This is a genomic window from Enterobacter sp. P82 (assembly GCF_037053385.1).
In the GTDB taxonomy this organism is placed as follows: Bacteria; Pseudomonadota; Gammaproteobacteria; order Enterobacterales; family Enterobacteriaceae; genus Enterobacter.
Genome location: NZ_JBALHX010000001.1, coordinates 351,476 through 365,370 on the forward strand (window position 1 = coordinate 351,476; position 13,895 = coordinate 365,370).

Annotated in this window: 12 protein-coding genes; 7 read left to right on the forward strand and 5 right to left on the reverse strand. The window is 53.8% G+C overall.

Annotation, left to right across the window (positions count from 1 at the left end; translation table 11 throughout):
- Window positions 1-13 precede the first annotated feature (13 nt).
- Window positions 14-1,480 (reverse strand): mannitol dehydrogenase family protein, encoded by a 1,467-nt coding sequence (locus WB237_RS01605; RefSeq protein ID WP_336209665.1) that lies wholly within the window; start codon window positions 1,478-1,480, stop codon window positions 14-16.
- Window positions 1,481-1,683: 203 nt separating this feature from the next.
- Between WB237_RS01605 and uxuA the strand changes: the two genes are divergently transcribed.
- The gene (uxuA, locus tag WB237_RS01610) at window positions 1,684-2,874 is read left to right on the forward strand and encodes a mannonate dehydratase (RefSeq protein ID WP_336209667.1); all 1,191 of its coding nucleotides are present in this window, start codon (window positions 1,684-1,686) and stop codon (window positions 2,872-2,874) included.
- Window positions 2,875-2,908: 34 nt separating this feature from the next.
- Here the strand turns inward: uxuA and yeiP are convergent, their stop codons facing one another.
- On the reverse strand, window positions 2,909-3,481 hold the full coding sequence (yeiP, locus tag WB237_RS01615) for an elongation factor P-like protein YeiP (RefSeq protein ID WP_008500940.1): 573 nt from the start codon (window positions 3,479-3,481) through the stop codon (window positions 2,909-2,911).
- A 164-nt stretch (window positions 3,482-3,645) separates the two neighbouring features.
- Between yeiP and WB237_RS01620 the strand changes: the two genes are divergently transcribed.
- A complete protein-coding gene (locus WB237_RS01620; protein WP_336209674.1) occupies window positions 3,646-3,900 on the forward strand; it encodes a YkgJ family cysteine cluster protein in 255 nt (84 codons plus the stop codon).
- On the opposite strand, the gene setB is transcribed toward WB237_RS01620, so the two are convergent.
- On the reverse strand, window positions 3,897-5,078 hold the full coding sequence (setB, locus tag WB237_RS01625) for a sugar efflux transporter SetB (RefSeq protein WP_336209677.1): 1,182 nt from the start codon (window positions 5,076-5,078) through the stop codon (window positions 3,897-3,899). The genes WB237_RS01620 and setB overlap by 4 nt on opposite strands.
- 361 nt (window positions 5,079-5,439) lie before the next feature.
- Here setB and fruB point away from each other — a divergent pair, with 361 nt between their 5' ends.
- The 3 genes from fruB to fruA are packed head-to-tail and all read left to right on the forward strand — an operon-like array spanning window position 5,440 to window position 9,210.
- Complete coding sequence (fruB, locus tag WB237_RS01630; RefSeq protein WP_128347503.1) at window positions 5,440-6,570, forward strand: fused PTS fructose transporter subunit IIA/HPr protein; 1,131 nt, start codon at window positions 5,440-5,442, stop codon at window positions 6,568-6,570.
- Window positions 6,570-7,508 (forward strand): 1-phosphofructokinase, encoded by a 939-nt coding sequence (gene fruK / locus WB237_RS01635; RefSeq protein ID WP_047346570.1) that lies wholly within the window; start codon window positions 6,570-6,572, stop codon window positions 7,506-7,508. The genes fruB and fruK overlap by 1 nt, the downstream gene beginning before the upstream one ends.
- 16 nt (window positions 7,509-7,524) lie before the next feature.
- Window positions 7,525-9,210, forward strand: coding sequence for a PTS fructose transporter subunit IIBC (gene fruA / locus WB237_RS01640; protein WP_336209682.1), 1,686 nt, complete (start codon window positions 7,525-7,527; stop codon window positions 9,208-9,210).
- A 46-nt stretch (window positions 9,211-9,256) separates the two neighbouring features.
- Here the strand turns inward: fruA and nfo are convergent, their stop codons facing one another.
- Together nfo and WB237_RS01650 are read right to left on the reverse strand one after the other, a co-directional pair.
- Window positions 9,257-10,114: a deoxyribonuclease IV gene (gene nfo / locus WB237_RS01645; RefSeq protein ID WP_336209684.1), complete on the reverse strand. Its 858-nt coding sequence runs from the start codon at window positions 10,112-10,114 to the stop codon at window positions 9,257-9,259.
- Window positions 10,115-10,178: 64 nt separating this feature from the next.
- Window positions 10,179-11,225, reverse strand: a complete 1,047-nt coding sequence (locus tag WB237_RS01650) for a YeiH family protein (protein WP_336209686.1) — start codon at window positions 11,223-11,225, stop codon at window positions 10,179-10,181.
- A gap of 97 nt (window positions 11,226-11,322) precedes the next feature.
- On the opposite strand from WB237_RS01650, the gene yieE reads away from it, so the two are divergent.
- Window positions 11,323-12,189, forward strand: coding sequence for a DNA-binding transcriptional regulator YeiE (gene yieE / locus WB237_RS01655; protein ID WP_028016303.1), 867 nt, complete (start codon window positions 11,323-11,325; stop codon window positions 12,187-12,189).
- Window positions 12,190-12,353: 164 nt separating this feature from the next.
- Window positions 12,354-13,823: an amino acid permease gene (locus WB237_RS01660; protein ID WP_028016304.1), complete on the forward strand. Its 1,470-nt coding sequence runs from the start codon at window positions 12,354-12,356 to the stop codon at window positions 13,821-13,823.
- Window positions 13,824-13,895: the final 72 nt, after the last annotated feature.

Below are 13,895 nucleotides of genomic sequence, written 5' to 3' on the forward strand. Positions count from 1 at the left end.
AGCGCAATAATCGTTAAAGATTTAACGTTTCAATAACAGCCAGACGTGCACCGTGGCGGGCAATGCGCTGATAAGCCTGGCTGACAGCTTCAACAAAAACGCTATTTTGGGCGAGATCGTGTCCAAAGACCTCGTTTAGCCCCAGCAGCGCGTTGACGCGTTCGGTGTCGTTGCTGGCAACAACAAGCGCGCGGATTTTATCGCTGAGGGGATCGCGGACGTCAATTGTGTTTCCGCGTTCGTCAGTCCCGCTGACGTAGCGGATCCAGCCAGCCACCCCCAGAGCCAGCAATGGCCAGGCGGTTTTTCGCTCAAGATGGATACGCACCCCATCCAGCATTCGCTGAGGCAGTTTCTGGCTACCGTCCATTGCAATTTGCCAGGTACGGTGCTGCAAGGCCGGGTTAGCAAAGCGTTCAAGCAGGCTATCGGCGTATAAGGTGAGATCGACATCCTTAATGCGTAATGTGGGTGCCTGTTCATCGAGCATGAGCCGACGGGCGGCTTCGCGGAATGCTGCATCCTCCATACATTCATTAATATGGGCGTAGCCCGCGAGATACCCCAGATACGCCAGAAAAGAGTGGCTGCCGTTGAGCATGCGTAGTTTCATCTGTTCCCAGGGCAGAACGTCCTGCACCATCTGGACGCCTGCCACTTCCCACGCCGGACGTCCGGCGACAAAGTTATCTTCGATCACCCACTGAATAAACGGTTCGCAGCTGATGGCGCATGGATCTTCAACGCCGAGCGCTTCGGTGATTTCTGCCAGTGAGGCCTCTGTTGCAGCAGGAACAATCCTGTCGACCATGGTTCCGGGAAAACTCACATGGCTATCAATCCACGCAGCGAGTGCCGGGGAGCGTTTTTGCGCCATGCCCAACACGGCATTTTTCACCACATGGCCGTTGTCAGGGATATTGTCGCAAGAAAGCACGGTAAAAGCAGGTAAGCCGCGCTCACGGCGACGATGGAGTGCTTCGACAAGGATCCCCGGGGCGGAATGCGGCTCAGATGGATTTTCCAGATCGTGGATAATCCGCGGGTTATGCAGATCCAGTTTACCGGTGGAGGGATCGATGCAATAACCTTTCTCCGTGATGGTGAGCGACACAATCGCCACCTGAGGCTCACAAAATTTCTCAATAATAGCGGGCAGAGAGTCCAGCTTTGCGTTCAGGCATTCATGTACGGCGCCAATAATGATTGGCTGATTCCCCTCAGCGCCTTTCTCCAGAACGGTAAAGAGATGATCCTGCGCACGCAACTGACCCATGAGCACATCACCGCTAAACAGGCTTATCTCACAAATCCCCCAGTCGCCGCCTTTTTCATTCAGCACCCGGTTTGTTAACAATGCCTGATGCGCGCGGTGAAACGCACCGAAGCCAAAATGGACGATGCGAGAGCGTAATTGCTGACGATCGTAGCGGGGTTGCTGAACATGGGCAGGAAGGGCGGTGGAGGCAATTGTCTTCATGAAATACACACCTGATTAACCATTAATTAACAATGCCAGTGTAAAGTTATATGACAACAAATAAAATTGGTGAGCCGTAATTATCACTGTTCTGTGAGTTCGATCAATCAATGTGTGGCGGTGTATTGACCCTTCATGGTAAACATGTATGGTAGTCGTCATCGCATTAACACATATTGGTATAACAACTTGAGGGGTGGGCAATGGAACAAACCTGGCGTTGGTACGGGCCGAACGATCCGGTTTCTCTTGATGATGTGCGTCAGGCTGGCGCAACGGGTGTCGTCACGGCACTGCATCATATTCCTAACGGCCAGGTATGGCCGGTTGATGAAATTCAAAAGCGTCAGGCGCTGCTGGCAGAGAAGGGATTAACCTGGTCTGTGGTGGAAAGCATTCCGGTTCACGAAGATATCAAAACCCATACAGGGGAGTACCAGACCTGGATTGCCAACTATCAGCAGAGTATTCGTAACCTCGCGGCATGCGGCATTGATACGGTGTGCTATAACTTCATGCCTATCCTGGACTGGACGCGCACTGACCTTGAATATCAGATGCCGGACGGTTCAAAAGCACTGCGTTTCGATCAAATTGCTTTTGCGGCATTTGAACTGCACATTCTGAAACGTCCTGGCGCCGAAGCGGATTACACTGCGAAAGAGCAGCAGCAGGCGCGCGCGTGGTTTAACACCGCCAGTGACGCGGACATCGAAAAGCTGACCCGCAATATTATTGCTGGTCTGCCAGGTGCGGAAGAAGGTTATACGCTGGATCAATTCCGTGCGCGTCTGGCGGAATATGGCGATATTGATAAGCATCAGCTTCGTGAAAACATGGCGTACTTCCTGCGCGCGATTGTGCCAGTCGCAGAAGAAGCGGGCGTTCGCCTGGCGATACATCCGGACGATCCTCCGCGTCCTATCCTCGGCTTGCCGCGTATCGTTTCAACCATTGAAGATATGCAGTGGCTAAAAGAGACGGTCGACAGTATCTACAACGGCTTTACCATGTGTACCGGCTCCTACGGCGTGCGCGCGGATAACGATCTGGTGCGGATGATTGAAACCTTCGGCGATCGTATTCACTTTACTCACTTGCGCGCGACCTGTCGTGAAGAGAACCCAAAAACCTTCCACGAGGCAGCGCACCTCGGTGGTGATGTGAATATGGTCGCGGTGGTGGATGCCATTCTGGCGGAAGAAGTACGTCGTAAGCAGGTTGGAGATGTGCGTCCTATTCCGTTCCGCCCGGATCACGGGCACCAGATGCTGGACGATCTGCGTAAAAAAACGAACCCAGGTTATTCGGCAATCGGTCGTCTGAAAGGGATGGCGGAAGTGCGCGGCATAGAGCTGGCGCTAAAGATGACGAAGTATCCTGAATTGCTGTAAAAGAAAAACCCGGCGCAAAGCCGGGTTTTTTGTCTTAGTCAGCACGACCCATATAGCGTTTTTCTTCGATATGGATGCGAATTTTCTCGCCTGCAGACAGGTATTCAGGGACCTGAACAACCAGACCGGTAGTCAGGGTAGCCGGTTTGTTGCGGGCGCTTGCAGATGCGCCTTTGATACCTGGTGCAGTTTCAACGATTTCCAGATCGACGGTCTGAGGCAGTTCCAGCGCCAGCAGCACGCCATCCCAGGTCAGAACCTGCATGTCCGGCATACCGCCTTCAGGAATAAACAGCAGCTCTTCTTCGATCTGATCTTTCGTGAAGATATACGGGGTGTAATCTTCTTTATCCATGAACACGTATTCGTTGCCGTCGATATAGGAAAAATCGACATAGCGACGGGTCAGGGTCACGGTATCAACGATATCGTCACCTTTAAAACGCTCTTCAACTTTCAGGCCGGTACGCACATCGGCGAAACGCATTTTGTACAGCGTCGCTGCACCACGGGCGCTAGGTGCCTGAATATCGATATCTTTCACAATCAGCAGTTTGCCGTTGTAATTCAGTACCATACCTTTCTTAATTTCGTTCGCTCTTGGCATTGCAGTAATCCTGTATACGGAAGGTAAAAAATATCGCGCCAAATTACTCGTGCGCGGCCTTTCAGGCAAGAGGAATTCGTGGCTTTTGCTATCAATACGCAAAAGGTGTTACTGTGCGCGCGATGCCCGACTGCGCGGGCCTTCGTCAGCGAAAGAGAGCGTTTATGGATTGTCGTCCAGATTGCGGCGCGTGCTGTACCGCACCGTCCATTTCAAGCCCCATTCCAGGAATGCCAGAGGGCAAGCCTGCCAATACCCGCTGCGTTCAGCTCTCTGAAACTAACCTGTGTATGATCTTTGGTTCGCCCCTGCGCCCGAAGGTTTGCTCCGGACTTCAGCCAACAGCCGAAATGTGTGGCAGCACGCGAGCGCAGGCGATAACGTATCTGCTTGAGCTGGAATCGCTCACCGCGCCTTAAACGTCTTTAATCCTCGCCAGACAGCCAATCGTCAGTGTGCACATCACCAGCGCAATCCAGAATACCGTGTGATAGTTCCAGATTTCTGCAACGACCCCGGCCATTGAACCTGCGATAATCCAGCCCACACGGGTGGTATTAGTATAAAGGGTCGTGGCTGAGCCTGCCTGACCCGGCATCAGATCCTGGAAATAGAGCATGCCAATCCCGGCCAGAATGCCAATATAGATAGCGTTCAGCAGCTGTAAAGCCAGCAACAACCCCGGCGTATGTACCGTCAGCATACCGATATAGAAAAGCAGACCGGCGACAGCGGCGATACGCATCAGAAAACGCTTACCGAAGCGCTTAGCGTAATAGCCTGCGATGAGCATCGTCGGGATCTCAAGCCCGGCCGCTGTCCCCATCATGATACCTGCCAGCTTTTCTGGCAGATGCAGCTCATCAATAATAAACAGCGGCATATTGATGATATACAGGCTGTTCGTGCCCCACATCAGGGTACAGATAACAAACAGGAGCAGAGCATCGCGGCGGTTACGACGCGGGGCTTCCAGCGTGCCCGTCGCCACTTTTGGCTCTTTGCGCATCGACGGCAGAAAGAACCACACCAGCACGCCACATACCACAAATGCGACAGCCGCACTCAGGTACATCACCGTAAAACCAAACCCCATCGCCAGCGCGTAAGCCAGCGGGGGGCCGATCACCCATGCCAGCGACACCTGAGCACGCATTACCGAGCTGAACATCACCGCTTCACGCCCGGTATGGTCGGCGTGCTCGCGGGCAAGCGCGAACATCTGTGGGTTAGCCGTCGAACCAAAGCTGCTCAGAAATACACCGATGAACAGCAAAATGAAATAGTTGCGGTTCCATGCAAACAGAACGCAGGCGAGCATCCCAAGCAGACAGCAAAAGACAATCAGGCTTTTACGATCGCCTTTTCTGTCGGATCGTCCCGCCAGAAACTGACTCACCAGAATGCCGATGATGGCGCTTCCGGTAAAAAAGAAGCCCACCATGGCCGGACGAGCGTGAACCTCATTGGTCAGAAATAAGCTCAGCGTCGGCGTCTGTAACGCACCGGCAATACCCGTAAAAAAGGCAACAATCAGGAACGCCGCTGAAGTCAAATCAAAGGGCTTTGGCGAGGTGGCCGCGGGGGTGTTATGCATGTTTTATAATTAACGAGTAACAGAGAGAGGCGGAGTTTACGCTGGCACTCATTAAATAAACAGAGGGTGCGGTCAATTACGCCACGAAAAATCAAAATGGCATTTCAACTTATAGAAGGTTTGGCTGACCTTAGCTGAAACTGACTTGCTGAACTTCAGCAATATTCAGCTGAACGAGGAAGAAATGTGCTGTATCTCTAAATTCTGAGATCAGAAATACGAGTTTACTTGCAAGGCATTGCAGAAAGCGCAAGACTTTTTGAAACGTTTCAGCGCTATCTTGTTTAAGCAAACGGAGCAGGCTAGCGCATTTTTTCTCATTAAGGCTGAAACGATTCAATTTCAGCAGGAGTGGAGAACCATGTTCCAGTTATCTGTTCAGGATATCCACCCGGGCGCACAGGCCGGGGATAAAGAAGAGGCCATTCGCCAGGTTGCCGCTGCCCTTGTGCAGGCGGGAAATGTCGCGGATGGCTATGTAAATGGCATGCTGGCGCGTGAGCAGCAGACCTCAACCTTCCTCGGCAATGGCATTGCTATTCCGCACGGCACAACCGACACCCGCGACCAGGTGTTGAAAACCGGGGTGAAGGTTTATCAGTTCCCACAGGGCGTGCTCTGGGGTGACGGTCAGGTGGCGTATGTGGCCATCGGTATCGCGGCCAGCAGCGACGAACACTTAGGCCTGCTGCGTCAACTGACCCACGTACTGAGCGATGATTCCGTTGCTGAACAGCTGAAGTCAGCAACGACTGCTGAAGAGCTGCGCGCCTTGCTGATGGGCGAAAAACAGAGTGAAGCGCTGAAACTGGATAATGAAACGCTGACGCTGGATGTAGCCGCCTCCGATCTGGTGACACTCCAGGCGCTGAATGCCGGTCGCCTGAAAGAAGCTGGTGCAGCAGATGCCACATTTGTGACGCGCGTAATCAATGATAAGCCGTTGAATCTCGGTCAGGGTATCTGGCTGAACGACAGTGCTGAAGGCAACCTGCGTAGCGCTATCGCCGTGAGCCGTGCGGCAAATGCGTTTGATGTCGACGGCGAGCGTGCGGCCATGCTGCTGACCGTGGCGATGAACGATGAGCAGCCGGTTTCCGTGCTGAAGCGCCTGGGCGATCTGCTGCTGAATAACAAAGCTGAAAAACTGCTGAACGCGGATGCGGCTACGGTGCTGGCTCTGCTGACCAGCGATGATGCGCTGACTGACGATGTTCTAAACGCTGAATTTGTGGTGCGTAACGAACACGGCCTGCATGCCCGTCCAGGTACCATGCTGGTAAATACCATTAAACAATTTGAAAGTGAGATCACCGTGGCCAACCTTGATGGCACAGGTAAACCGGCCAACGGCCGTAGTCTGATGAAAGTTGTCGCGCTGGGCGTGAAGAAAGGTCACCGTCTGCGTTTTACCGCACAAGGTGCGGATGCTGAACAGGCGCTGAAAGCGATTGGCGACGCCATCGCGGCAGGTCTGGGGGAGGGCGCATAATGAGCAGACGTGTTGCGACTATTACGCTGAACCCGGCTTACGACCTGGTGGGGTTTTGCCCGGAGATTGAGCGCGGCGAAGTAAACCTCGTGCGTACCACTGGCCTGCATGCTGCGGGTAAAGGGATTAACGTCGCGAAAGTGCTCAAGGACCTTGGTATTGATGTCACCGTGGGTGGATTCCTCGGTAAAGATAACCAGGATGGTTTCCAGCAGTTGTTCAGCGAGCTGGGCATTGCCAACCGTTTTCAGATTGTTCAGGGCCGCACCCGTATCAACGTCAAGCTGACGGAGAAAGACGGTGAAGTGACCGATCTGAACTTCTCGGGCTTCGAAGTGACGCCGTCAGACTGGGAGCGTTTTGTTAACGATTCTCTGACCTGGCTTGGTCAGTTCGACATGGTGTGCGTCAGCGGTAGTCTGCCGTCCGGCGTCAGCCCGGAGGCATTTACCGACTGGATGACGCGCCTGCGCAGCCAGTGTCCATGCATTATTTTTGACAGTAGCCGTGATGCACTGGTCGCGGGACTGAAAGCGTCACCGTGGCTGGTGAAACCTAATCGCCGCGAACTGGAAATCTGGGCCGGTCGTAAACTGCCAGAATTAAAAGATGTGATTGATGCTGCCCATGCACTGCGCGAGCAGGGTATCGCCCACGTAGTTATCTCTCTTGGTGCAGAAGGAGCGTTGTGGGTTAACGCTTCTGGCGAATGGATCGCCAAACCGCCGTCGGTCGATGTTGTCAGCACCGTCGGCGCAGGGGATTCAATGGTTGGCGGCCTGATTTATGGTCTGCTGATGCGTGAATCCAGTGAGCATACTTTACGTCTTGCCACCGCCGTTGCTGCCCTGGCTGTAAGCCAGAGCAATGTCGGTATTACCGATCGTACCCAGTTAGCCGCGATGATGGCGCGCGTTGACTTAAAACCTTTTAACTAACAGCAGGAGAGGAATAATGAAAACGCTGCTGATCATTGACTCCGGTCTCGGACAGGCTCGCGCCTATATGGCGAAGACCTTGCTGGGAGCGGCGGCGAACAAAGCACATCTCGAGATGATTGATAACCCGGGCGATGCCGAACTGGTCATTGTTCTGGGCGATAAAATCCCGGCTGACAGTGCGCTTAATGGCAAAAATGTGTGGCTGGGCGATATTAATCGTGCGGTGGCACACCCGGAACTGTTCCTGAGCGAAGCGAAAGGTCACGCGTCTGTTTACAGCGCCCCTGTTGCTGCGGCACCGGTTGCGGCTTCTGGACCAAAACGCATTGTTGCGGTGACGGCCTGTCCTACAGGGGTAGCTCATACCTTTATGGCGGCTGAAGCCATTGAAACCGAAGCGAAAAAACGCGGCTGGTGGGTAAAAGTTGAAACCCGCGGCTCCGTTGGCGCCGGCAATGCCATTACCCCAGAAGAAGTGGCTGAAGCCGATCTGGTGATTGTGGCGGCGGATATCGAAGTGGATCTGGCTAAATTTGCCGGTAAGCCGATGTACCGCACTTCGACAGGTCTGGCACTGAAAAAGACCGCTCAGGAGTTTGATAAAGCGCTGGTCGAAGCGAAGCCTTATCAGGCAACGGGCACCAGTCAAAGTGCGACGGAAGGAAAGAAAGAGTCAGCAGGCGCTTATCGCCACCTGCTGACCGGTGTGTCTTACATGCTGCCGATGGTGGTTGCGGGTGGTCTGTGTATCGCGCTGTCATTCGCGTTTGGTATCACCGCATTTAAAGAGCAGGGGACGTTGGCAGCTGCATTAATGCAGATTGGTGGGGGTTCTGCGTTCGCGCTGATGGTGCCTGTGCTGGCGGGTTTTATCGCCTTCTCCATCGCTGACCGTCCGGGTCTGACGCCAGGTCTTATCGGCGGTATGTTGGCGGTGAGCACGGGTTCTGGTTTTATCGGCGGCATCATCGCCGGTTTCCTGGCCGGTTACGTTGCGAAGCTGATCAGCTCGAAGCTGAAACTGCCGCAGAGTATGGAAGCGCTGAAACCGATTCTGATCATCCCGCTAATTTCCAGCCTGGTGGTCGGTCTGGCAATGATTTACCTCATCGGTAAACCTGTTGCGGGTATTCTGGCGGGTCTGACCCACTGGCTGCAAACCATGGGTACCGCGAACGCGGTTCTGCTGGGTGCAATCCTCGGTGGCATGATGTGTACCGACATGGGTGGTCCGGTGAACAAAGCGGCGTACGCCTTTGGTGTGGGCCTGTTGAGTACCCAGACCTACGCACCAATGGCTGCCATCATGGCGGCAGGTATGGTGCCGCCTCTGGCTCTCGGTCTGGCGACGATTGTTGCCCGCCGTAAGTTCGACAAAGCGCAGCAGGAAGGCGGCAAAGCGGCACTGGTCCTGGGTCTGTGCTTCATCACCGAAGGGGCGATTCCGTTCGCGGCGCGCGACCCAATGCGTGTGCTGCCGTGCTGTATCGCGGGTGGTGCAGTGACAGGTGCAATCTCGATGGCAATTGGCGCGAAACTGATGGCTCCACACGGTGGTCTGTTTGTTCTGCTGATCCCTGGCGCTATCACCCCGGTTCTGGGGTACCTGATGGCGATTGTTGCCGGTACGCTGGTGGCGGGTCTGTCTTATGCCGTGCTGAAACGTCCGGAAGCGGAAGTGGTCGCGAAAGTAGCCTAAGTGGTAAACAACAAAAAAGCCGGGTGCAAATGCAACCCGGCTTTTTTTATGCCATTTGTTCAGCGGTCTGCTGCGCCTTCAACCAGGCAATCTCTTCTGCCCAGATATCGGGGTTGATGGTTTCCAGCACCATCGGAATGCCGTCGAAGCGGGCGTCCTGCATGATAAAGCGAAACGCATCATGACCAATATTGCCTTCGCCCAGACTGTGGTGGCGGTCAACGCGGCTGCCAAAGGCGCTTTTCGCATCGTTTAAGTGCATTCCGCGCAGGTACTTAAAGCCAACGATACGCTCGAACTCTTCAAATGTGTTTTTCGTTGCCTCGATTGTGCGCAGATCGTAGCCAGCCGCAAAAGCGTGGCAAGTATCAATACACACGCCGACACGGGTTTTATCCTCAACACCGTCGATAATCGCCGCCAGATGTTCGAACTTAAAGCCGAGGTTGCTACCCTGACCAGCTGTGTTCTCAATCACCGCGGTGACACCTTTGGTTTTATCCAGCGTGATGTTAATGGATTCGGCAATGCGCGCCAGACAGGCATCTTCATCAATTTGCATCAGATGACTCCCTGGATGGAAGTTCAGCAGCGTCAGCCCTAGCTGTTCGCAGCGCTGGACTTCATCAAGAAACGCCTCGCGGGATTTTTCCAGTGCCTCTTCAACCGGATGGCCGAGGTTGATCAGATAGCTGTCGTGGGGAAGGATTTGGCCCGGCCCGTAATGATATTTCTCGCAGGCGGCTTTGAAATCATCAATCACGTCTGTGGTGAGCGGTGCAGCGCGCCACTGGCGCTGATTTTTGGTGAACAGGGCGAAAGCGGTCGCCTCGATTTCGGCGGCGCGAATGGCGGCATTCGCAAGGCCACCGGCAGCGCTAACGTGCGCTCCAACATATTTCATAAAGGGACTCCTGTTAACCCGAAATGCTTATGATAGCGGGTTAACAGGAGAAGGATGTAGTGGTTTATGCCATCAGGCTATGGACCACAAGGTTAATCGCACCACCGCCGACAATCAGCCAGACAAAGAGTACCAGCGCCATCAGCAGCGGTTTTGCACCGGCCTTTTTCAGCGCGCTGACATGAGTCGTCACACCCAATGCCGCCATCGCCATCGCCAGCAGAACGGTATCCAGCGTGACCAGCATATCCACTATCGCTTTGGGCAGAAGGTGGAAAGAGTTAAAAATCGCCACCACGATGAACAGGATCGCAAACCACGGAATGGTGATTTTACTTTTCTGATTACTACCCGCTGGAGCCAGCTGTTTTACCCGTGCTGCCAGGAAAATCAGGAAAGGTGCCAGCATCATCACGCGCAGCATTTTGGCAATTACCGCCGCGTTTTCTGCATCCGGGCTAATGGCGTGACCCGCTGCCACCACCTGCGCGACTTCATGTACAGTCGAGCCGATATAGATGCCATAGGTTTCCGGGCTAAACCAGTGGGCCACCAGTGGATACATAGCCGGATAGAGGAAAATCGCCAGCGTACCGAAAATTACCACTGTCGCCACTGCAACTGTCACTTTACTGGATTCGGCTTTAGCGACAGGTTCTGTTGCCAGCACCGCTGCTGCACCACAAATACTGCTCCCTGCACCGATTAACCAGCTGGTTTGCTTATCCAGCCCAAAGACTTTCTGACCAATAAAACAGGCCAGTAAAAAGGTGCTGGTCAGGGTCAGGACGTCAATAGCAATCCCGCTGACGCCGACATCGGCGATCTGCGAAAAGGTAAGACGAAAACCGTAAAGAATAATCCCGAGGCGCAGCAGGTGCTGTTTGGCAAAAATTACGCCGCCATCACAGGATTTCCAGATATGTGGGTAAACGGTATTTCCCACGACCATGCCGAGCAATATCGCCAGTGTTAAGGCGCTAAAGCCTGCTCCAGCGATGGCTGGAATGCTGCCGCCCCATAACGCGACGCCGGTTACCACTGCGCTGAGCGCAAGACCCGGCACGAAGTGCCACAATGTACGATGATGCTGTAAGGTGAGTTCTGACATAACCTTCTCCTTTGTCTGGCTAAAGACTACGTCGCTCTGGTTTAAAAATAAAATTGATTATATACTTATAATTAATCTATATAAGTGGTAAGCAACCATGCACATTACATTGCGTCAGCTGGAAGTTTTCGCCGAAGTGCTGAAGAGTGGGTCGACGACACAGGCCTCGCAGATGCTGGCCCTCTCTCAATCTGCGGTTAGTGCGGCATTGACCGATCTCGAAGGACAGCTAGGCGTTCAGCTTTTCGACAGGGTAGGGAAGCGCTTAGTCGTCAACGAACATGGTCGTCTGCTCTACCCGCGTGCTTTGGCACTGCTTGAACAGGCTACCGAAATCGAACAGCTGTTCCGTGAAGACAACGGTGCGATCCGCGTGTTTGCCAGTAGTACGATTGGGAATTACATCCTTCCGGAAGTGATTGCCCGCTACCGCCGGGATTTTCCGACCCTGCCGCTGGAGATGAGCGTTGGCAATAGCCAGGATGTCATCAACGCAGTAATCGATTTTCGTGTGGATATCGGTCTTATCGAAGGACCCTGCCACAACGTCGATATCATTGCTGAACCCTGGCTGGAAGATGAACTGGTGGTGTTCGCTTCTCCGGCCTCGCCTTTGCTACAGGGCGAAGTCACGCTGGAAAGACTGGCACAGGCACAGTGGATCCTGCGAGAACAGGGTTCCGGCACGCGTGAAATTGTCGATTATCTGCTGCTTTCCCATCTGCCGCATTTCCAGTTAGGGATGGAACTGGGGAACTCCGAGGCGATTAAACATGCAGTACGTCATGGTTTAGGTATTAGCTGCCTCTCCCGGCGGGTCATTGCCGAGCAGCTTGAGACGGGCTCGCTGGTCGAAGTCCCCGTTCCACTGCCGAAACTGGTGCGCACGCTCTGGTGTATCCACCATCGGCAGAAGCATCTTTCCAGCTCTTTGCAGCGTTTTCTGCGCTACTGCGAGATGTAGTCGTCCCCTCATCCCAATGGGGATAGGGGAAAGACCCGATTTCTGCTTTGCTTATAATCCTGGCCGAGTCATGAAGCTCTCTTATAACTGCCTATTTCTGCCGGAAGGAACGCGGATCGTCTGCTACAATCGCGCCTCATTTATTAAATGGACAGCATTTTCACATGGTTTCAGAAATTAAAACCACAGAAGCGCCCACGCTACGTCGTGAACTGAAGGCGCGTCACCTGACGATGATCGCCATTGGCGGTTCCATCGGTACAGGTCTTTTCGTTGCGTCTGGCGCAACAATTTCGGCAGCAGGCCCGGGTGGGGCACTTTTCTCTTATATCCTGATTGGCCTGATGGTTTACTTCCTGATGACCAGTCTGGGCGAACTGGCCGCGTACATGCCGGTATCCGGTTCGTTTTCGACCTATGGTCAACAATACGTTGAAGAAGGCTTTGGCTTCGCGCTGGGCTGGAACTACTGGTACAACTGGGCCGTAACGATTGCCGTTGACCTGGTTGCTGCACAGCTGGTGATGAACTGGTGGTTCCCGGATACGCCGGGCTGGATCTGGAGTGCTCTGTTCCTGGCCGTCATCTTCCTGCTGAACTACATCTCCGTTCGTGGTTTTGGCGAAGCGGAATACTGGTTCTCTTTGATCAAAGTGGCAACCGTCATCATCTTTATCGTCGTCGGTGTAGCGATGATCGTTGGTATTTTCAAAGGCGCAGAACCGGCCGGGTGGAGTAACTGGACGATAGGCGATGCACCGTTTGCCGGTGGGTTCTCGGCTATGATCGGCGTGGCAATGATCGTCGGTTTCTCCTTCCAGGGCACTGAGTTGATTGGTATCGCTGCGGGTGAATCAGAGAACCCGGAGAAAAATATTCCGCGTGCGGTCCGTCAGGTCTTCTGGCGTATCCTGCTGTTCTATGTGTTCGCGATCCTGATTATCAGCCTGATCATTCCGTATACCGATCCGAGCCTGCTGCGTAATGATGTGAAAGACATCAGCGTCAGCCCGTTCACGCTGGTCTTCCAGCATGCCGGTCTGCTTTCCGCCGCTGCAGTGATGAATGCCGTGATCCTGACTGCGGTCCTGTCGGCGGGTAACTCCGGTATGTACGCGTCCACTCGTATGCTCTATACCCTGGCATGCGACGGTAAAGCCCCGCGTATTTTCTCAAAATTGTCCCGTGGCGGTGTTCCGCGTAACGCCCTGTATGCCACAACGGTGATTGCCGGTCTGTGCTTCTTGACCTCTATGTTTGGCAACCAGACGGTATATCTGTGGCTGCTTAACACCTCCGGGATGACGGGCTTTATCGCCTGGCTGGGAATTGCCATTAGCCACTACCGTTTCCGCCGTGGTTATGTCAAGCAGGGGCACGATATTAACGACCTGCCGTATCGCTCAGGGTTCTTCCCGCTGGGTCCCATTTTCGCCTTCATTCTGTGCCTGATTATTACCCTGGGACAGAACTATGAAGCGTTCCTGGCGGACACCATTGACTGGGGCGCCGTTACGGCAACCTACATTGGTATTCCGCTGTTCCTGGTTATCTGGTTTGGCTACAAACTGACGAAAGGAACACACTTCGTTCGCTACAGTGAAATGGAATTCCCGGAACGATTTAAAAAATAACCGCACGTCCTCTCTTTCAGCCCGCTCATTCGAGCGGGCTTTTTTATTCCCGCAGGCTGATACAAAGATATA

Coding starts and splice junctions, on each gene's coding strand:
- yieE (WP_028016303.1), top strand. CDS start 11,323: ATGCACATTACATTGCGTCAGCTGGAAGTTTTCGCCGAAGTGCTGAAG.
- fruB (WP_128347503.1), top strand. CDS start 5,440: ATGTTCCAGTTATCTGTTCAGGATATCCACCCGGGCGCACAGGCCGGG.
- WB237_RS01620 (WP_336209674.1), top strand. CDS start 3,646: ATGGATTGTCGTCCAGATTGCGGCGCGTGCTGTACCGCACCGTCCATT.
- setB (WP_336209677.1), bottom strand. CDS start 5,078: ATGCATAACACCCCCGCGGCCACCTCGCCAAAGCCCTTTGATTTGACT.
- WB237_RS01650 (WP_336209686.1), bottom strand. CDS start 11,225: ATGTCAGAACTCACCTTACAGCATCATCGTACATTGTGGCACTTCGTG.
- WB237_RS01605 (WP_336209665.1), bottom strand. CDS start 1,480: ATGAAGACAATTGCCTCCACCGCCCTTCCTGCCCATGTTCAGCAACCC.
- fruK (WP_047346570.1), top strand. CDS start 6,570: ATGAGCAGACGTGTTGCGACTATTACGCTGAACCCGGCTTACGACCTG.
- WB237_RS01660 (WP_028016304.1), top strand. CDS start 12,354: ATGGTTTCAGAAATTAAAACCACAGAAGCGCCCACGCTACGTCGTGAA.
- yeiP (WP_008500940.1), bottom strand. CDS start 3,481: ATGCCAAGAGCGAACGAAATTAAGAAAGGTATGGTACTGAATTACAAC.
- nfo (WP_336209684.1), bottom strand. CDS start 10,114: ATGAAATATGTTGGAGCGCACGTTAGCGCTGCCGGTGGCCTTGCGAAT.
- fruA (WP_336209682.1), top strand. CDS start 7,525: ATGAAAACGCTGCTGATCATTGACTCCGGTCTCGGACAGGCTCGCGCC.
- uxuA (WP_336209667.1), top strand. CDS start 1,684: ATGGAACAAACCTGGCGTTGGTACGGGCCGAACGATCCGGTTTCTCTT.